This window comes from Gammaproteobacteria bacterium (genome assembly GCA_013214945.1).
Lineage (GTDB): Bacteria > Pseudomonadota > Gammaproteobacteria > Enterobacterales > Psychrobiaceae > Psychrobium.
In genome coordinates this window covers 25,461-44,998 of the sequence record JABSRT010000004.1, presented here as the reverse complement: position 1 = coordinate 44,998, position 19,538 = coordinate 25,461, and the positions used below count along the sequence as shown (strand labels likewise).

Annotated in this window: 16 protein-coding genes; 12 read left to right on the top strand and 4 right to left on the bottom strand. The window is 43.8% G+C overall.

What is annotated here, in order from left to right:
• Nucleotides 1-32 precede the first annotated feature (32 nt).
• Nucleotides 33-1,403 (bottom strand): phenylacetate--CoA ligase family protein, encoded by a 1,371-nt coding sequence (locus tag HRU23_03395; protein ID NRA53166.1) that lies wholly within the window; start codon nt 1,401-1,403, stop codon nt 33-35.
• Between the two features lie 172 nt (nt 1,404-1,575).
• Between HRU23_03395 and rsmE the strand changes: the two genes are divergently transcribed.
• The 5 genes from rsmE to rsmC all read left to right on the top strand — a co-directional run bounded on the left by rsmE (nt 1,576) and on the right by rsmC (nt 5,306).
• On the top strand, nt 1,576-2,307 hold the full coding sequence (gene rsmE / locus HRU23_03390) for a 16S rRNA (uracil(1498)-N(3))-methyltransferase (GenBank protein NRA53165.1): 732 nt from the start codon (nt 1,576-1,578) through the stop codon (nt 2,305-2,307).
• A gap of 27 nt (nt 2,308-2,334) precedes the next feature.
• Nucleotides 2,335-3,300, top strand: coding sequence for a glutathione synthase (gene gshB / locus HRU23_03385; GenBank protein ID NRA53164.1), 966 nt, complete (start codon nt 2,335-2,337; stop codon nt 3,298-3,300).
• Entirely contained in the window at nt 3,297-3,620 is a 324-nt protein-coding gene (locus tag HRU23_03380) for a BolA family transcriptional regulator (GenBank protein ID NRA53163.1), read from the top strand. The genes gshB and HRU23_03380 overlap by 4 nt, the downstream gene beginning before the upstream one ends.
• Nucleotides 3,621-3,775: 155 nt before the next feature.
• A complete protein-coding gene (locus HRU23_03375; GenBank protein NRA53162.1) occupies nt 3,776-4,105 on the top strand; it encodes a hypothetical protein in 330 nt (109 codons plus the stop codon).
• Between the two features lie 154 nt (nt 4,106-4,259).
• A complete protein-coding gene (rsmC, locus tag HRU23_03370) occupies nt 4,260-5,306 on the top strand; it encodes a 16S rRNA (guanine(1207)-N(2))-methyltransferase RsmC (protein ID NRA53161.1) in 1,047 nt (348 codons plus the stop codon).
• Here the strand turns inward: rsmC and HRU23_03365 are convergent.
• Entirely contained in the window at nt 5,303-5,710 is a 408-nt protein-coding gene (locus HRU23_03365) for a DUF3293 domain-containing protein (protein NRA53160.1), read from the bottom strand. The genes rsmC and HRU23_03365 overlap by 4 nt on opposite strands.
• 360 nt (nt 5,711-6,070) lie before the next feature.
• On the opposite strand from HRU23_03365, the gene arcA reads away from it, so the two are divergent.
• A complete protein-coding gene (gene arcA, locus HRU23_03360) occupies nt 6,071-6,787 on the top strand; it encodes a two-component system response regulator ArcA (protein NRA53159.1) in 717 nt (238 codons plus the stop codon).
• A 139-nt stretch (nt 6,788-6,926) separates the two neighbouring features.
• Here arcA and HRU23_03355 read toward each other — a convergent pair whose 3' ends face one another.
• Together HRU23_03355 and HRU23_03350 are read right to left on the bottom strand one after the other, a co-directional pair.
• Nucleotides 6,927-7,298 carry an Hpt domain-containing protein gene (locus HRU23_03355; protein NRA53158.1) on the bottom strand — a complete coding sequence of 124 codons (372 nt, stop codon included), beginning with the start codon at nt 7,296-7,298 and terminating at the stop codon, nt 6,927-6,929.
• Nucleotides 7,299-7,411: 113 nt separating this feature from the next.
• Complete coding sequence (locus tag HRU23_03350; GenBank protein NRA53157.1) at nt 7,412-9,208, bottom strand: hypothetical protein; 1,797 nt, start codon at nt 9,206-9,208, stop codon at nt 7,412-7,414.
• A gap of 313 nt (nt 9,209-9,521) precedes the next feature.
• Between HRU23_03350 and HRU23_03345 the strand changes: the two genes are divergently transcribed.
• The 6 genes from HRU23_03345 to HRU23_03320 all read left to right on the top strand — a co-directional run bounded on the left by HRU23_03345 (nt 9,522) and on the right by HRU23_03320 (nt 19,180).
• The gene (locus HRU23_03345) at nt 9,522-10,445 is read left to right on the top strand and encodes a GTP cyclohydrolase I FolE2 (protein ID NRA53156.1); all 924 of its coding nucleotides are present in this window, start codon (nt 9,522-9,524) and stop codon (nt 10,443-10,445) included.
• A gap of 352 nt (nt 10,446-10,797) precedes the next feature.
• Nucleotides 10,798-15,252 carry a glutamate synthase large subunit gene (gene gltB, locus HRU23_03340; GenBank protein NRA53155.1) on the top strand — a complete coding sequence of 1,485 codons (4,455 nt, stop codon included), beginning with the start codon at nt 10,798-10,800 and terminating at the stop codon, nt 15,250-15,252.
• 7 nt (nt 15,253-15,259) lie between these two features.
• On the top strand, nt 15,260-16,699 hold the full coding sequence (locus HRU23_03335; GenBank protein NRA53154.1) for an FAD-dependent oxidoreductase: 1,440 nt from the start codon (nt 15,260-15,262) through the stop codon (nt 16,697-16,699).
• A gap of 77 nt (nt 16,700-16,776) precedes the next feature.
• A complete protein-coding gene (gene mtnN / locus HRU23_03330; protein ID NRA53153.1) occupies nt 16,777-17,496 on the top strand; it encodes a 5'-methylthioadenosine/S-adenosylhomocysteine nucleosidase in 720 nt (239 codons plus the stop codon).
• A 33-nt stretch (nt 17,497-17,529) separates the two neighbouring features.
• Nucleotides 17,530-18,513, top strand: coding sequence for a cobalamin biosynthesis protein (locus HRU23_03325; GenBank protein ID NRA53152.1), 984 nt, complete (start codon nt 17,530-17,532; stop codon nt 18,511-18,513).
• A gap of 13 nt (nt 18,514-18,526) precedes the next feature.
• Nucleotides 18,527-19,180, top strand: a complete 654-nt coding sequence (locus tag HRU23_03320) for an alpha/beta fold hydrolase (protein ID NRA53151.1) — start codon at nt 18,527-18,529, stop codon at nt 19,178-19,180.
• Nucleotides 19,181-19,538: the final 358 nt, after the last annotated feature.

Here is a 19,538-nt window from a genome sequence, read left to right as displayed (position 1 = left end):
CACTAGCTGAACAAACTCGCTGATAGCGATGATTAAATCACGCTATCAGTGACGGCATGGCTGACTAAAAAACGATATTTCCCTGATTTCTCAGCCGGAATTTCATCTCTTAGTTCAATTTCAATCGCGACATCCTGGCCTAACCTTTGCTGGAATTGAGTTCTAATTTCATCAACAATAGCAAGCGACAACTCACCTGATTTAGTCACCAGTAATACCTGAGTTAATTCTTTAGAATGCTGAATTATTTTATAATTAACAATATCTGCTAACTCTCTCATTGCATAAGTTAACGCGGCCCCGTGCATTAACCGACCGTCGAGCGCCACTACAAAGTCTGTCGTTCGGCCATGAATATCTTCAAGCATTGGCAAGCCACGACCACATGGACAAGATGAGCATGATATCTTTGCGACATCGCCCGTACGATAACGAATTAATGGGAAGTCACCGGCGCCTAGATGAGTGACTACGACTTGGCCGCTGTTACCATTTGCCACTGTATTACCATCAGGATCGACAATTTCTACCACAATATCTTCCGCCGAAATGTGCATGCCGCCCTCAGGGCACTGGTGAGCAATAAATCCCGAGTCACGACCGCCATATCCATTAGCAACCGGACAACCGAAGACTTGCTCAATTAATTGCCGTTGTTGAGGATACAACAACTCAGAAGTAACGAAAACGGCCTTTATCCCTAAATTGTCTAAAACCACACCGTGGGTGACCGCATACTTTGCTAACACTTCATAAACTGATGGATAACCAAACAGCATTTTAGGCCGATAAGATTGAATGCGTTCTAAAAATTGCTGTATTTTCTCTGGCGTCAAATCAAAAGCAGGCAACAGTTGGGTTCGAAACATAAGATCGCGAATTTGACGAATCCGATCTTGCGCGCCGAGTTCAATCGGCGACCCCCAGACAACTTGCTCTTTATCACCGATATCAACCCCCCACCACCTAGTCGCTCGCCACTTTTGTGCAACATCATGACTTACCCGATCCATACCCAGTAAAAACGATAACGGCGTGCCTGATGATCCAGCGGTACAGCCTTTGATCATTTTCCCGGCTTTAGTCGAGACTATTTGCTCAAAGTTTTCACTAATCAGTGGCTTGGTAATAAAGGGAAGTTTTGCTAAGTCAGCAACCGTTTGAATATCTTGCGGTTTTAGATTGAGTGAATCTAACATCGTCCGATAATAAGGTACATTGTGATAAACCTCATTAATGAAACGATGCAACCGACGGCTTTGCTCCGTTAATATTTCTTCTGTGGTTAACCACTGCGATTGCTCTAATGATTTTCGAATGGCGACACTGCGATGCGACTTTAATTGCTCATGTAATGGAAATAAATAACCACTGACGAATTTGGTATATAGTGAATTGCTCATAGCTTCCCTGTCATATTTTTTTATGCTTGTTATTAATAATAGAACCTAATGCGCAATAAAACTGTTTCATCGACTAAAAATTGAAGATATCGTGGCCAAATCTTCAATATTTATTGGTCAGTTGCGTATTTTGGTTATAATGCCTTTATTACATCATCGTCAAAGATTCACCATGAGAATTCCACGAATATATTACTCACAAGACTTGAGCGTTAATATCGAAATAGCACTTGAAGCAGATGCCGCTAATCATGTCGGGCGAGTTTTACGCCTGAGCACTGGTGCTGAAATTATTTTGTTTAATGGCCAAGGTGGTGAATATCGCGCCTGCCTAACAGAATCAAGCAAGAAAAATGTCAAAGCCCAAGTGAACTCATTTTCAGATATTGATCTTGAATCACCACTGGCCATTCATTTAGGCCAAGGAATATCTCGTGGCGATAAAATGGAAATGACGATTCAAAAAGCCGTTGAATTAGGTGTGACCGAAATAACGCCGTTATTTAGTGAGCGTTGTGGGGTCAAATTAACCGGCGAGCGATTGCAAAAAAAACTAAATCAGTGGCAAAAAATAATTATTTCAGCTTGCGAACAATGTGGCCGTAACACGATTGCGACCATTAATCCGCCTTTGCCATTAGATCAATGGCTAGCGCAGCCAAGCAATGAACTAAAACTAAATTTACACCCAAGAGCCAAGTACTCCATTAATACGCTGCCCGAACCAAGCCATGGTATTCGATTGTTAATAGGGCCTGAAGGCGGTTTGTCAGATCCAGAAATTGAACTGGCCGCGAGCCAGGGGTTTGACGAGGTATTGATCGGCCCGCGCGTTTTACGCACAGAAACTGCAGGTCTCACCATTATTAGTGCCCTGCAAACCCGCTTTGGTGATTTGGGTTAACTACACGATTATTAGATAGGAAAAGTTATGACAATTAAACTCGGCATATTGATGGATCCCATTGCAGACATCAATATCAAAAAAGACAGTAGTTTTGCAATGTTAATGGCAGCCCAAGCTCGCGGTTACGAACTTTATTATTTAGAGATGAATGACCTATATCTTGAAGGCGGTCATACCTATGCTCGAGTGCGTAACCTGAGTGTTAAACAAGACCCACAAGATTGGTACCAACTAAGTAATGAACAAGAAATCCGGTTAAGTGATTTGGACGTTCTATTGATGCGCAAAGATCCGCCATTTGATACTGAGTTTATTTACGCTACCTACCTACTTGAGCGCGCTGAAGATTATGGTTTGTTGGTGGTCAATAAACCGCAAAGCTTGCGCGACTGTAACGAAAAACTATACACAGCCTGGTTCGCTGACCTAACCCCAGCCACCTTAGTAACACGACGCAGTGATAAAATTCGTCAGTTCTATCAGCAGCACCAAGACATGATCCTAAAGCCGCTTGATGGCATGGGTGGCGCATCAATATTTAGAGTAAAAGCGGGCGATCCTAATGTTGGGGTGATTATAGAAACTCTCACTCAACACGAAACTGTCTATACGATGGCGCAAGCCTTTGTGCCAGATATTAGCAATGGTGACAAACGCATTCTGATTATTGATGGTAAGCCAATGCCGTATTGCTTGGCACGGATCCCTGCTAAAGGCGAAACCCGCGGTAATCTAGCCGCAGGAGGTCGTGGAGAAGCAAGGGCGTTAACAGAAACCGATTGGGAGATTGCCAATACCATCGGGCCTAAACTCAAAGAAAAAGGGTTAATCTTCGTTGGTCTTGATGTTATTGGCGACAAAGTCACCGAAATTAACGTCACAAGCCCAACTTGCATCAAAGAAATAGAAGCCGCTTTTGATATCGACATTACTGGCGCGTTAATGGATGCTATCGAAGTTCGCCTTGGCCACAAAAAGGAACAATCATGAGTCAAGCACAACCCGTTAAAGCGGCCATCGAGCGAAAACTAACCGAGCAACTGCAACCGCACTATTTATTGGTTGAAAACGAATCTCATATGCACTCAGTGCCACCAAATTCTGAAACCCATTTTAAGGTCACTATTGTGACATCAGCCTTTGACGAAGCTCGTATGGTCAAACGTCATCAAATGGTCTATCAGGTACTGAGCGAAGAGTTAGCAGGTCCTGTTCATGCATTGGCATTGCACACCCTTACTCCAGCGCAATGGCAAGCAAGCTCAAAAGAAATGCCACAATCGCCTAATTGCTTAGGCGGCGGAAAATAATCTGCGACATCGGCCCTAAGTGATATATTTAGGGCCTGACTTATTATACCAATTACATTGCTCTTTCTAGCAACAAGATAAGCCAACTATTTAATGGCATTGTTATCGTAATTAGCTACAATCTATATATATCATCACTCTGCGCAGGCTAGCGAATGAATAACATAATGAAGTTAGGCTATACCATAACCACCCTGCTTATGCTCGGTTTTAGCGTTAGCAGCATCGCACAATCTCACTCACCGGCTCAGCAATGTTTGCAATTACCCGAGCGACAAGACCCTTGCACTAACTTAATTTACAGCAGCTTTAATAACAACGGTGTCAACACCCAATTTTGCTTATGTAAAAGTGATAAAAGCAAGCTAATTACCTTGTTTGAACAAGGTAATACCGCTGATGATTTTAAACTTATTCGCCAGCTCGTCAGCCAATATCGCCTAACACAACCAGAACTGCTCACGTTACTGCAAAGTGTGTATTAAGCAGCACAGCCTCAGTTATATTTCGTTTCACTGCTAACATCTTGCTTGCTGTGCACCAGCGCAGCTATTGATGATAAAACTCCATTTGCCAGCCCTTTTATTCGCTTAATCAGTTATAATGCCTGCCATTAGCTATCATCCGATTTAGATACCCATGTCAAAATTATCAAACCCTAGTCAAGTGCTAGAACGAAATATAGAACTATTTAAAAACAAACGCGTATTAGTCGCAGGTTTTAACGATGATAGTTTTATCGACACCCTGGCTCAGTCCGGCGCCAGCCAAATAATGGCTTATGGTCATGACTATCATAATCACATTACGGTTGAACGCACATTAAACCGTGACAATGTTGAGCTGCAATTTGGCGCTTATTACGACAACAAAGATCACCAACCGTGGCAACAACTGATCCTTTACTGGCCAAAAGCCAAGCAGCGTGCGCTATATTTACTGGCCAATTTATTACCTCACCTAGAACAAGGGGCCGAAATTTATTTAGTCGGTGATAATAAAGGCGGCATTAAGTCTAGTGCAAAACTGCTAACTGACTATGTAAGCGGCGCTACAAAAATAGATTCAGCACGCCATTGTTCTTTGATCCGAGCCGAGTTTAACACCCAAGTCGCAAGCTTTGTTAAACAAGATTGGCTCAAGCAATACCAAATAGAATTAGATGGTATCACCATCAATATTCATTCGTTACCGGGCGTATTTAGCCATGGTGAACTAGACCTTGGCACTAAGTTATTACTTGAAAATCTTGGTCATCTTAAAATGAAACGAACGCTCGACTTTGGTTGTGGCTGTGGCGTAATAGGCAGTTACATCGGCTTAAAACGCCCAGGTATTCCGCTTGAACTGGTTGATATTGATGCCTTAGCCATTGAGTCGGCCACCTTAACGTTAGCCGCCAATGGCATTAGCGCTAAAGTTTATCCTTCTGACGGCTTTTCGGATACTCACGGTAAATTCGCCACTATCGTGTCTAATCCGCCGTTTCATACCGGGATCAAGACAGATTATAAAGTGCCTGAACAGTTTATGAGCCAGGCGCCAAGCCAATTAATGGATGGTGGCCAACTGCGAATCGTGGCAAATAACTTCTTGAAGTATGAGCCGATTATTGATCGTCATTTTGCCAAGCAAGAGCTCATCGCAACTAACACTAAATTTAAAATCATATCAGCAAGAACTTAACGTAAACGCTCGATAAAAGAACCCACCACTGTCTGCTCAACCCCGCTGAGCAGACAAGGTACTAAGCTGAGTTCATCACGCTCAATGCTAAAAATGGCATTTTGGTTAAACATCGTCGCTAAGCTAACGCCTTGCTTTAGTGAACAATTCACCACCAAGCTTTCTTCAGCATGACTAAAATCAAAATTACCCGCTAAAACCCGTAGATATGACAACCCCAGCTGCTTTAGTTTGGCTTGCAGCAACAGGTTTAACTCGATATTGCTCTGGCTCTCTAACAACGCGCCATGAGGATTGTTAGCCGTTATAATGACAAAGCTATCACCGAGCAGCTCGCGATTAACACCTTTGAAATAGGTGCCTTGATACAAATACCAAAGATGATGGCTCTGGTTTCTACCCATCACGCTAGCCGTAATCGCGCGTCTAGCAATAACGATACATTATTAGCTTTAATCATCGATTGACCCTCACAAATTAATTAATCATTAGTTTAACGCCACCGTGACGACTAAGAATGCATTAGAACCAATATATATCCAAGATGAATTAGCAATCTCAGCGGACAATTAGACACTTTACTTACTAATATTTAGTGTGAAGTTTCACGCAAAAACCACCCCTAAGTTAAGCTATAGCTGGCTATAATCAAACATTTAGACTACTATAGCTATTACAATCGTTATTCTTACATAAGATAAGCAATTACAACAACTTTGCTGTTATTGTTTGCTCTATTACTGCTAAATATTTAGGTGCCCAAAATGCAAAGCCCTCACATTCTAATCGTTGAAGATGAGTTAGTTACTAGAAACACATTAAGAAATATCTTCGAAGCTGAGGGGTACATTGTACATGAAGCAAACGACGGCGATGAAATGAACCGACTGCTTAATCAAGCACCGATTTCATTGATTATAATGGACATAAACCTACCGGGTAAAAATGGTTTATTGCTCGCCAGAGAGTTAAGAGAAAAAGATAATATCGCACTTATTTTCCTGACCGGACGCGATAACGAAGTAGACAAAATTTTAGGTCTTGAAATCGGCGCTGACGACTACATCACCAAGCCTTTTAATCCGCGCGAACTTACGATTCGTGCCCGTAACTTATTAGGTCGCACTCGTAACCCGGTTGAAGAAAAGCAGCCTTCAATGGTCGAACGTTACCGCTTTAATGACTGGGTGCTTGACGTAAATTCGCGTTCGCTAGTTAGCCCAACGCAAGAGAACTTCAAATTGCCACGCAGTGAATTTAGAGCCATGGTTGAATTTTTAGAAAACCCTGGCAAGATCTTAACGCGTAACGATTTATTGTTAAAAATGACCGGCCGCGAACTAAAACCTCATGATCGCACCGTCGATGTTACCATTCGCCGGATCAGAAAACATTTTGAGTCACACCCAAGCAGCAGTGAGATAATTACCACTATTCACGGTGAAGGTTATCGCTTTTGTGGCAAGTTAGAGGCTGAATAGTCCGTAAGCCAAGCACAAAAAAACCCGATTAAGCTCGGGTTTTTTTATGTCTGATCCTCACTCTATAATATCTGTGAGTTCTTTCTTAATAACGATGACAAATCCGACTATCAAGGCAATTGACCTCAACTAGTTCCAGTTAACTCGCGATTAAGTATTCGCGTAACTCAGCAACATCACCAGCATAATACTGCTTAATACTATCGATATAATCAGGGTAATTATCTAACCAATCAGCGGCCGAGTTATCTTGGATTTTTTGCGACAGTTGACACAAACGACGTAAACCAACCGAACCAGCTGCACCTTTCATTTTATGCGCTTCTTCGACCAGCAACTTATTATCACCAGCCTGATGATAAGCAATTAAGCTATCAATATATTGCGGGAAATGTAGTTCAAAAATATCAACACTGCCTAGTAAAGCCTGGCCACCAATGGCCTGAGTGTATTGAACTAATATATCTAGATCTAGCGCCGGAACCTGCGCCACGTTTACTAATGAAGCCATAAGGTAATTAAACTATTTATCGTAAAAAAACAATTTTATCACCTTGGTCAGTTTAATACCAATTTGCAGCAGTTTTTGATCAACGCCGCTATCACTATCATTAGCTCGCGCCACTATCTTTGTCGGGTAATATTTAACTCAAGCTGATCAAAAGAGCAGTATATTTTGTAAGTCCCATCCAACATTAAGCCACCAAAAACAACCGTGCTTTTCTGGTTTTTAGCCAAGACAATTTTGAATTGATGATTTTTACCCGCCCAGCCAAGCCATTGTTTTGGTCTAGTGATACAAGCTTGCTGCGTAAATTTAACGAAGTTGTCACTGCGAAATAAGCTCTCAAATTTAGCTACACCACCTTCAAACTGCAATGGAGATTTTTTCCAATTAGCATAACTAAAATTGATGCCTTGGTTTGAAATTTCCGCTTGATCCTGTGGGGTTAAATAATTCAAACCAATATTATTGAGCTCCATTGCTTGGTTGCTCGCCACGGTACCAGCATGATCAACGATTGTTACACCACCATTGCCGACAACTTTGAGTGACGTTGTCCCTTTATTCGTTCGCACCAATAAACCGGTTAGCTGATCTAGCCCAATCCCCAATTGATTGTTACTATCGAAGCTCACTTTAGCTAAACGACCAAAGTTACTTTCACGTGAAATCTTGCTATCAATAACTCCCAACTTAAACAAGCCAAGCCCACCAGCGGGATTATAACGCACTCGACGATTATCACTAACGCGGCATCGACTCGCTGTTTCACAGCCGGTATAAGTTGACGTCCCTTTAGTAAAGGCCATTTCACTATCACCATCAACCATCATTACCACGGGTTGCTCATTTTGATCTAGACCACCGGTCATCGCCAAGGTAGCGCCACCGATAGAGGCAACAAATAGTTTGTTATTTAACATCTTCGATTCAATCAACTGTAATGCTAAAGAAGGCTGCCCTTTGGCATTAACAAAAGTATTACGTAACAAAACAGCTGAGCTGCCGATAAAAACCACGGCATCAGCAGCCGTGATATCCTCGATCATTTTAAATGGTTGGTTGCAATATTCATTTTGCCGCTCAACTAAATCGGGATAAATTCGAGCCCGTTGATAATTATTACTGACATTATTACGGTACGAAGGCAGCTGATTACATCCAGTTTTTTCATCGAGTAACCTCGCTAACGCACTGTCTAATGGTAGCCAGCTCGCTTTAGCACCTAACTGATTAAACAAGGAAGTAAAGCTATCGACATTTTTAAAAGGATCGCGCTGGCCGGCTGTTATCAACAAAATATTCGGCTGTTTGCTTTTACCAACAGCTCTAGCTTGCTCAACAATGGTGCTGTATAACACCATCGCTGGCTTGTCGTATTTATCGGTTAAATTAACTTTTTCTTTAATTCGATTAGTAAAGCTATCAACTTGAGGCTTCTCGAAATGATCGAATAACATACTTAGTTCAGCAGTTGTCAGTTGGGAAAAGAGCGAGTAACCGCTTAAATGGCGCCCTTGACTGACCACCTTTATGGCGCGAAAAAGCGTCACTAACTGAAACTTAGATAAAGTGTCATTACTGGATGTTTTGGCTAACGCTAACAGCACTAAATTTAAATCATAACGAAATGCCTGACGCGAAAAGTGCCACAGTCGGCTCGCCATTAGTCGTTCAACTTGGACCGGTGATACCCGGTATAAAGTCGCTTGGCGACCGAATGAAAAAGCAAGTTCACTCAACTGTTGATTATTACATTGGGTTAGGTCACTACTGCGGCAAAATGCTAAATCACTGCCAATTAACATTAGCTGATAGGCACGTTCTTGGTCGTCACTCTCATTAACGTTATTCTTGGCCTCAACAGCAATACTAAGGAACAAAAATAACCAAACAACCATCCTTGATACAATCATTTATAATTTCCCTAGGCTAACTCGCTGATATACTTATTCAAGATACCAGAAAACCTCAGTGTCAGCCATTGCCGATAGTCAATAAAATCAAGTTAAATACCGATATTAATAACAAATAGCCATTATTTGTCATTTTCAAACTAATCATCTTATGGTCGGTGTTTTTATCATAAAAATTATCCAACGCAAACCATAGTTTTGCGCTGGGATAGCGTGATATAATCCGCGTTCAAAAAATCATACACCCGCTGTAACTATTAAGCTTACTTCTTAGATTATGGCTACTTAACATCAATTGTCGGAGCCATTATTAATGCCTCACCAAATGCCAGATATTGCGAACAATGTAAATGCTCAAACCGAAGGCAACTTAGAATGGGTTGGAATGGACCATATTGAAATGCCCATTATGGTTGAAGCACAAGATCAAGCACCGCAAGTTGTTGCCGCAAAAGTAGCAGCCTTTGTTAATTTAACCGTACCGCAGGCCAAAGGCATTCATATGTCTAGACTGTTTTTGCGAGTTGATCAATTAGCCAATGAACAAACGCTATCGCCACAAAATGTCTCTAGTGTATTAAACGATTTCATTGCCAGTCATGACGACTTAAGTGATCAGGCTAAACTTGAGTTTAGGTTCGATTATCACCTGCGCCGCCCGTCTTTATTAAGTAAAAAAATGGGCTGGAAAGCATACCCTATCGTACTGACCGGCCAGCATAAGGCGGGACAAGTCCAATTAGAGTTAAGCGTAGACATTCCTTACTCATCTACCTGTCCTTGCTCTGCAGCTTTATCACGTCAATTAATTCAACAAGCATTTATTGAACAGTTTTCGCAGCACCAACAACTAAGCCAAGATGAGGTTGTCGCATGGTTAGGTACCAGTGAAGGGATTATTGCGACCCCGCACAGTCAGCGTAGTATCGCCCAAATAAAAATTAAATTGCCCTTAGACATCGAACAATTTCCAATTAAGTCACTAATCGATTTAATTGAGCAAACGCTGAAAACACCAGTGCAAGCCGCCGTTAAGCGCGAAGATGAACAAGAGTTTGCCCGCTTAAACGCCGCTAATTTAATGTTTTGTGAAGACGCAGCTCGAAAAATAAAACATAGCCTCAATGGCACTGATTATCCAGATTACTGGGTCAGAATAAACCATTATGAATCGCTCCATGCCCATGATGCGGTATCTATCACGGTCAAAGGTGTCGAATCGGGCTACAGTGCGTAGTTGGTTCACCTAATAAGTTAAGCCAGCATCTACGCGCTGGCTTAACCAACACAATAAAGCAACAACAACCTAACATCCCCCTTTTAGCATCAAGTCAGCATCAACCTCTCCACCCGCTTAAGTCAAAACAGCAAACAAAAACAAACACTTAAAATACAACAAGATAGCAAAATAACACATCCCGAGATTCATTTATTTCAATTGTACATTAGACTAACCTCGATTTGACTTAGTTTATTATCCGCGATATTTTTAGTCACTCGTTTTTAACATTTGTAAGCTATAGCGCAGTTGTAGTAATCACTACCTTTTTGCATAGCATCTGCATCAATAGTTCCTTGGAGGTAGCGCAATGGCATTAACTAATCCAGCCTTTGAAAAAGACAATTGTGGTTTTGGTCTTATCACCCAAATGGATGGCCACCCCAGTCACCGTATCATTAGAACCGCAATCTATGGTCTAGACCGCATGCAACACCGAGGTGGCATTGCTGCCGACGGTATCACGGGAGATGGTTGTGGCTTATTAATGCAACGACCTGAAGAGCTATTTAAGAGCGTTGCCGCCGAAAATAACTGGTCGCTTAGCAAAAAATACGCTGTTGGCATGTGTTTCTTAAATACCGATCCCGTATTAGCCCAGCAAAGCCGCCAAATATTAGTCGAAGAGCTAGAAAAGGAAACCATGGCGGTGGTCGGTTGGCGTGAAGTGCCAATCAATAAAGCCGTGCTTGGACCAATCGCCTTGGCCGAATTGCCAGTGATTGAACAAGTCTTTATCAACGCCCCTGCAGGTTGGATTAGCCGAGATATCGAACGACGCCTATATATGGCGCGTCGCCGCGCGGAAAAACGTATTACCAATGATAGCGAGTTCTATATTGCGAGCCTTTCATCGATGGTAACAATCTATAAAGGACTGGTTAAACCGGCTGATTTAGCGGCTTTTTATCTCGATTTAGCCGATTTACGCACCAAAAGTTCAATTTGTTTATTCCACCAGCGATTTTCAACCAATACGTCACCAAAATGGCCGCTCGCTCAGCCTTTTCGGTTCTTAGCCCATAATGGTGAAATTAATACCATTTCAGGCAATCGTTTGTGGGCAAAAGCCCGCGCTTATAAATTTAAATCGCCGTTATTACCAGACTTGCAAGACGCAGCTCCCTTTGTAAGCGCCAGCGGTTCGGATTCATCATCGTTAGATAATATGTTAGAACTTTTACTGGTGGGCGGCATGGATTTATATCGCTCAATGCGCATGCTCATTCCACCAGCGTGGCAATCTAACCCGATTATGGATGATGATTTGCGCGCATTTTATGACTTTAACTCGATGCACATGGAACCATGGGATGGACCCGCAGGCATTGTCATGACCAACGGTCGTCATGTGGCCTGCGCTGTTGATCGCAATGGTTTACGCCCAGCACGTTACGTTGTGACCAAAGATCGCGTGCTGACTTTAGCTTCTGAAGTTGGCATTTGGGACTACCAACCCGATGAGGTGTTAGAGAAAGGCCGCGTTGGACCCGGTGAACTACTAGTCGTCGACACCTATACCGGTAAACTCACTTCAACCTTTGATATCGATAATGAATTAAAAAGCCGCCACCCGTATCAACAATGGATGGCGAACAACACCAAACGGCTGACCCCTTTTGAGCAACGCATCGAGTCAACCTCAGGCCAACGTAGCCTGACCGACGATGAGCTGGCTATTTATCACAAGCAATTTGGCTACAGTAAAGAAGAAATTCACGACGTGCTGAGCATTCTAGGCCGAGACGGCCAAGAAGTAACCGCTTCAATGGGCGATGATACGCCAATGGCCGTGTTATCAACCCAGCAACGATCGGTGTTTGATTACTTCCGTCAAAAATTCGCTCAAGTCACTAATCCGGCCATCGATCCGTTACGTGAAGCGCACACTATGTCACTCGTCACGTGTGTCGGTAATGAACAAAATCTGTTTAAAGAAACCTTAGGTCACGCCAACCGTATTTTGTTTGACTCACCAATTTTAGTCTACAGCGATTTAGAACAACTGCGTCAACTCGACGCTAAGCTATATCCAATGGCCGAGCATTCAATTAATTACAATCCTGACATCGGCCTCGAACAGGCCATTATTAATTTATGCGACCAAGCGCAATTAAGTGCCGAGCAAGGTGCGACCCTAATTTTATTATCCGATCGAGATATCAGTGCCAATACCATCCCGATCCCAGCGGCAATGGCGGTGGGCGCATTGCAACATCGCCTCGTCAACAACAACCTGCGTTGTGATTCCAACATCATTATTGAAACGGCGGCCGCCCGCGACCCGCATCAGTTCGCAGTCTTATTAGGCTTTGGTGTGACCGCTATTTATCCTTATATAGCCTATGAAACTCTGCTCGAGCTGGTTGAGCATGGAAAAATTGATAAGTCGCCAAAAGAAGCGGTTATCAATTACCGAAAAGGCATTAACAAAGGCTTGATGAAAATCATGTCAAAAATGGGCATTTCAACCATCGCGAGTTATCGGTGTTCGCAATTATTTGAAGCGATTGGCTTGGCCAATGAAGTGGTCGATTTATGTTTTAATGGCGTAACCAATCGCATTAAAGGCGCTGATTTTGACGACTTCTCTGCCGATCAATTAATTTTACGTCAAAAAGCCTACACCAAACGACGCAAAGTAGATCACGGCGGTTTATTAAAATATGACCATCGCGGTGAATACCATTGTTATAACCCCGATGTTGTGCAGTTATTACAAAAAGCGGTCAAAAGCGGCAGTTATCAAGACTATCAATCATTTGCCAAAGCGGTAAACAATCGCCCAATCGCGACGCTTCGCGATTTATTTGCCCTTAAGCCATCTGACCAACCAATATCGCTAGATAAAGTCGAAGCGGCCAGCAAATTGTTTCCACGATTTGACAGTGCGGCGATGTCGATTGGTGCACTAAGCCCCGAGGCCCATGAAGCACTAGCCGTGGCAATGAACCGGCTCGGTGGCCAATCAAATTCAGGGGAAGGCGGCGAAGATCCATTGCGCTTTAATAGCGAGCGTAACTCAAAAATAAAACAAGTCGCGTCTGGTCGATTTGGGGTCACCGCCCATTATTTAATGAACGCCGAAGTCATCCAAATTAAGGTCGCGCAAGGGGCTAAACCTGGTGAAGGTGGCCAATTACCCGGTGATAAAGTGTCGACCGAAATCGCCGCTTTGCGTTATGCAACGCCTGGCGTCACCCTAATATCACCACCTCCACACCATGATATCTACTCGATTGAAGATTTAGCCCAGCTAATTTTTGATTTAAAACAAATCAATCCTAAAGCGCTAATTTCAGTTAAATTAGTCTCAGAACCTGGCGTCGGCACCATCGCTACCGGGGTAGTAAAGGCCTATGCCGATCTAATCACCGTCTCAGGTTACGATGGTGGCACCGGTGCTAGCCCGTTAACCTCGGTTAAATATGCTGGCAGCCCGTGGGAACTAGGATTAGCCGAAGTTCAACAAGCCTTGGTTGAAAACGGTTTACGCCACAAGGTCAGACTGCAAGTTGATGGCGGCCTAAAAACCGGACTCGATGTCGTTAAAGCAGCTATTTTAGGCGCAGAAAGCTTCGGTTTCGGTACAGCTCCGATGGTCGCTTTAGGCTGTAAATACCTTAGAATTTGTCACCTTAATAACTGCGCTACCGGTGTTGCCACCCAAAACCCTCAATTACGTGCACAAAATTTTCACGGCCTACCAGAAATGGTCGCCAACTATTTTGAGGCGCTCGCACAAGATATCCGCGAGATCATGGCCTCGGTCGGGGTCGAAAAACTGACTGATTTGATTGGCCGTACCGAGTTACTTGAAGTCATCGCCGGGCAAACAGCTAAGCAGAGCAAACTCGACTTATCTGATATTTTATATCAGCCACAACCTAAACCAAACTGTGGGGTTTTTTGGCAAGAACATAATCCGGCCTATGACGAAGGCCAAATGAATAAGCTGCTCAGACTCAACTTAACGAGTGCGATCACCGCAAAGTCTGGTGGCCAATTTCATTTTGATATTCGCAATACCGACCGCTCGGTCGGCGCTTCCATCAGTGGCCTAGTGGCAACCCATCATGGCAATCAAGGCATGAGCGATGCGCCAATTGAGTTAAAATTTACTGGTACCGCCGGCCAAAGTTTTGGGGTGTGGAATACCGGTGGCCTGCATATGTCGATTGTTGGCGATGCCAATGATTATGTCGGCAAAGGCATGACGGGAGGTCAATTAGTTATTCACCCACCGCTGGGCACCGCTTTTAAATCGCATCAAGCCAGTATTATTGGCAATACTTGCTTATATGGCGCAACGGGTGGCAAGCTGTTCGCCGCCGGCCAAGCAGGCGAACGTTTTGGCGTTCGAAATTCAGGGGCCGTGGCTGTTATTGAAGGCATGGGTGATAATGGCTGTGAGTACATGACCGCTGGCGTCGTCGTGTGCTTGGGCACAACCGGCGTTAACTTTGCTGCCGGCATGACCGGCGGGTTTGCTTACCTTATTGACGAAGATGACAACATTAATCAGCGCATGAATCATGAATGTGCCGAAGCTATTCCATTGGCACACCCAGCCTATCAAAATCATCTCAAGGACCTAATCAAAGAGCATTACCAGTTAACGGGCAGTCAGCGCGCTTATGAAATATTAACCAACTTCAGCTATTGGCTACCTAAGTTTTTATTAGTAAAGCCAACCACAGCCAATATAACCACGATGTTGCCAACGGCCAACAAAGTGCTAACACTTGATGTAAAAGCGGGGTAACTAGGTCATGGCTAACAATGAAAAAACACCAGTCATAAAGGCGGGTAATGATTTCCAATTTATTGAGGTTGGACGCCAAGATCCGTCTAAAAAACCGATCAAGCAACGCACCGAACAATTTATCGAAATTTATAATCTGTTTGAACAACCAGAGGTAGAGCAACAAGCCGATCGCTGTCTCGATTGTGGCAACCCCTATTGCCAATGGAAATGTCCATTACATAACTACATTCCAGATTGGTTAGAACTGGCAAAAAATGGTCGAATTATTGAAGCGGCCGAATTATGTCACGAGACCAATACATTACCTGAAGTTTGTGGTCGTGTTTGCCCACAAGACCGATTATGCGAAGGCGCTTGCACCATCAATGACGACTTTGGCGCCGTCACCATCGGCAATGTCGAAAAATACGTGACTGATTTAGCGCTCGCTCAAGGCTGGCGTCCTGATTTGTCAGCGGTCGTCGCAACCGGAAAAAAAGTCGCCATTATCGGCGCTGGCCCCGCAGGGCTCGGTTGTGCTGACATTTTAATCCGGAACGGTGTCAGCCCGGTTGTGTTTGATAAAAATCCAGAAATTGGTGGCTTGCTCACCTTTGGCATTCCCTCGTTTAAACTTGAAAAATCGGTGATGATCCAGCGCCGTGAATATTTTGAGTCACTCGGCGTTGAGTTTAAGCTCAATATCAATGTCGGTACTGACATTAGTTTTGAACAGTTGCAACAAGACTATGATGCCGTATTTTTAGGCATGGGCACCTATTCGTATATTCGGGGTGGCTTTAGCAATGAGTCGGCACAAGGGGTTTACGACGCCCTGCCCTATCTCATAGGTAACACCAATAAGTTAATGGGTTATCAAGATCCCGAAAATCCATTTGTCGACTTAGCGGGTAAAAGTGTCGCGGTACTCGGTGGTGGTGATACTGCGATGGATTGTGTGCGAACCGCTATTCGCCAAGGAGCGCGCGAGGTTAAGTGTATTTATCGCCGTGATGAAGCCAACATGCCCGGCTCAAAGCGTGAAGTTCAAAATGCCAAAGAGGAAGGAGTCGAGTTTGTATATAATCGTCAACCGCTCGATGTCGTCGCTGACAATAGCAAGGTCACGGCAGTAACACTCGTCGCCACCCAAATGGGTCAGCCCGACGAAAATGGTCGTAGCCGCGCCGAGACAGTCGCAGATTCTCAATACGATTTAGCGGTTGATGTGGTTATTATGGCCTTTGGCTTTAAACCTAATCCACAACCCTGGTTTAGCGAGCACGGCATCGAAACCGATCAATGGGATCGCGTTGTCGCCAACCGCAGTGAACTGCCTTTTCAGACCACCAACGAAAAGGTCTTCGCGGGCGGTGATATGGTGCGCGGATCAGATCTCGTGGTCACCGCAATCGCCGAAGGTCGTGATGCGGCAGAGGGAATATTGCAATACCTCAAATTATAAAACTTTAACCGCCATATCCGCTAGCCGATCTTAACTAACTACGTTAAGATCGGTTTTTTATTATTAGGAATTACGCGATGAAAATTGGCATTATCGGCGCTATGGAACCAGAGGTTGCTGTTTTACGCAATCAAATCGACAACCTAACGACCGAAATTTACGCGGGCATCGAGTTTTACAGCGGCCAAATTAACGGCCATGACGTGGTAGTTAGCATGTCTGGCATTGGTAAAGTTGCCGCAGCGGTTTCGGCTACATTACTGATTGAGAAATATGCACCTGACTGCATCATCAATACTGGTTCAGCGGGCGGTTTCGATCCGAGCTTAAACGTTGGCGATGTCGTAATCGGTAGTGAAGTACGCCATCACGATGCTGACTTAACAGTGTTTGGTTACGAAATTGGACAACTGCCTAAAATGCCTGCTGCTTTCTTACCGCACCCAGAACTCGCACGCGTTGCAGCAGAAGCTGTCGCTAACTCACCAAGCAACGTTAAAGTTGTTACGGGTTTAATTGCAACAGGTGACACTTTCATGTCAGATCCTGCGAACGTTGCAAAAGCACGCGCTAATTTCCCAACCATGCAAGCGGCGGAAATGGAAGCGGCAGCTATCGCTCAAGTTTGTCACTTGTTTAACCTACCCTTTGTTGTCATCCGTTCTCTATCTGATATCGCGGGCAAGGAAAGCGGTCAAACGTTTGAAGAATATTTAGTAACAGCGGCTAAAAACTCAGCGGACATGATCGTTGCTATGCTGCCGCTATGTCAAAACGCTAACCTAAGCCAAGCTTAATTAAACGTTCGTTTTGACCATGGATAACGCGCATTGTTAACTGCATTTAACCTGTCAAATTTAGTGCTCGGCGATTTTACAATCCGAGCACTGCAACTGCTTGCCGTGCTGTTGCTTGACCGGTTTATCACGGTGCCATCGGCCTATCATCCTGGGGTTTTTTTTAAATATCTCGCTCAACAGTTAAGTCGCCGTGTCAACCAGCGTTCAAGCAGTCACCAACGACTCGCGGGCACAAGTTTATTACTGTTATTACTGGCATTGATTATCGGATTTACTTGGACCCTTATGTCCTTTGCTGCGGTGAGCTGGTTTTACGAAATAGTGATGTTATGGCTGCTGCTGTCAAGTCGGGCACAGTTTAAACAAACCCAGGGGGTTGCTCGCAGTATCAAACAAGGGCATAAAATATTAGCCCGTGAGCAGCTTCAATTATTATGCCTGCGTCAAACCTCGAATTTATCAACCGTCGGCATCGTAAAAGCCGCGATTGAAGCACTGCCACAACGTCTGGCAAGTGCTTATTTTAATCCATTGTTAATCTTTGCCTGCGGCGGTATTTATCCCGCGGTTGCAGCTGTCACCGTGACGAGCTTAGCGAACCATTGGAATCCTAAGTTAACCAATTATCGTTTCTTTGGCCGCAGCGCTAGTTATTTAAGTCAGATCATTAGTTTGCCTTGTCGCTGCTTAATCGCGCTTAATATTGTGATTTTGTTTGGCAACTTCTCGGCGATAAGTCAAAGTCTCGTCCAGGCAAAGCAATGGCATCGTTTCGGCAACGGCTTGCTGCTGTCGGTGGTAGCATTAGCCTTAAACTGTCAACTTGGCGGTGCAGTGATCTATCAAACAACTAAAATTAGACGCCCAGTCTTGGGTTATCAACCCCAGCCTACTATTAGCCATATTTCAGATGTTATCCGAATTTGTCAGCAAGTGCGCAATAGCTGGCTATTGATGTTAATTGTGGCATTGACCACATCGCTGGCGCTTGACCTAATAAGATTACCAGCCTAATTAAGAGAGCAACATGACGCTAATTTTTAATGGCCCAGAAAATGGTCCGCTATTTGTATTCGCCCACGGCGCTGGTGCTCCGGCCGATTCAACTTTTATGACCACAATCGCCCAAGGGCTAGCAGCCAGAGGAATTAGAGTCGCTCGTTTCAATTTTCCTTACATGCAACAACGGGTCGACAATGGTACTCGACGGCCGCCCGAGCGAGCGCCTAAATTAATTGCCCAATACAGCCAACTGCTTAAGCAACTTGATTGCCCAATGGTGATTGGTGGCAAATCGATGGGTGGACGAATGGCCACCTTATTACTGGCTGAGTTAGCGTCAGGCACGACTGAAAATTCAGACTTAAAGCTAAAACAGTCGATCAAAGGTGTTGCTTGTTTAGGGTATCCATTTCACCCCGCTGGCCAGCCTGAAAAATTGCGGACCGAGCACCTGCCGCTCATTAAGTCGAAACTGCTGATCATTCAAGGCGATCGAGACAAATTGGGTAATCAAACCGAAGTAGAAGAATATAAATTACCTAGCGACATCCAATGGTTATGGCTAGCCGACGGCGATCATGATCTAAAACCGCGGGTAAAAAGTGGCTATAATCAGCCACAGCACTTAGAGCAAGCAATTGATACTTTAGAACTATTTATCAGAAAAAAATTACAATAACCCACGGTTAAAAATTAATAAATTAGACGACGTTAAGTAATGTTGGGCGAAATCAAGCCCAATATCTTCAAAATATCAGCCATTATCATTACTAAAAAATTATCCCATTAAAATATTTTCTAGCGATTTACTCAGCTCTCATGAACTGTATAATCAATCAATAGAGGAAATTTCAACCAAACATCTACAGCGCAGTAGCACCATAAAAAACGATAAAAATTAAGCGCACCATGTTCGTTAATTTTAGATTAATTCTTCTTGTTATATTGTTAGTCATTACCATTTGATAACCGACTCGGGTTATCAGCCAGCGACCAAATGATTTGCGTCGTTTCAACACAATTTTCGTCACATTATT

What these genes read in the sequence shown, in the direction of transcription:
- gshB (NRA53164.1), top strand. Translation starts at nt 2,335, where the DNA reads ATGACAATTAAACTCGGCATATTGATGGATCCCATTGCAGACATCAAT.
- rsmE (NRA53165.1), top strand. Translation starts at nt 1,576, where the DNA reads ATGAGAATTCCACGAATATATTACTCACAAGACTTGAGCGTTAATATC.
- HRU23_03355 (NRA53158.1), bottom strand. Translation starts at nt 7,298, where the DNA reads ATGGCTTCATTAGTAAACGTGGCGCAGGTTCCGGCGCTAGATCTAGAT.
- arcA (NRA53159.1), top strand. Translation starts at nt 6,071, where the DNA reads ATGCAAAGCCCTCACATTCTAATCGTTGAAGATGAGTTAGTTACTAGA.
- HRU23_03395 (NRA53166.1), bottom strand. Translation starts at nt 1,403, where the DNA reads ATGAGCAATTCACTATATACCAAATTCGTCAGTGGTTATTTATTTCCA.
- HRU23_03350 (NRA53157.1), bottom strand. Translation starts at nt 9,208, where the DNA reads ATGATTGTATCAAGGATGGTTGTTTGGTTATTTTTGTTCCTTAGTATT.
- HRU23_03365 (NRA53160.1), bottom strand. Translation starts at nt 5,710, where the DNA reads ATGGGTAGAAACCAGAGCCATCATCTTTGGTATTTGTATCAAGGCACC.
- mtnN (NRA53153.1), top strand. Translation starts at nt 16,777, where the DNA reads ATGAAAATTGGCATTATCGGCGCTATGGAACCAGAGGTTGCTGTTTTA.
- HRU23_03380 (NRA53163.1), top strand. Translation starts at nt 3,297, where the DNA reads ATGAGTCAAGCACAACCCGTTAAAGCGGCCATCGAGCGAAAACTAACC.
- HRU23_03320 (NRA53151.1), top strand. Translation starts at nt 18,527, where the DNA reads ATGACGCTAATTTTTAATGGCCCAGAAAATGGTCCGCTATTTGTATTC.
- rsmC (NRA53161.1), top strand. Translation starts at nt 4,260, where the DNA reads ATGTCAAAATTATCAAACCCTAGTCAAGTGCTAGAACGAAATATAGAA.
- HRU23_03345 (NRA53156.1), top strand. Translation starts at nt 9,522, where the DNA reads ATGCCTCACCAAATGCCAGATATTGCGAACAATGTAAATGCTCAAACC.
- HRU23_03375 (NRA53162.1), top strand. Translation starts at nt 3,776, where the DNA reads ATGAATAACATAATGAAGTTAGGCTATACCATAACCACCCTGCTTATG.
- gltB (NRA53155.1), top strand. Translation starts at nt 10,798, where the DNA reads ATGGCATTAACTAATCCAGCCTTTGAAAAAGACAATTGTGGTTTTGGT.
- HRU23_03335 (NRA53154.1), top strand. Translation starts at nt 15,260, where the DNA reads ATGGCTAACAATGAAAAAACACCAGTCATAAAGGCGGGTAATGATTTC.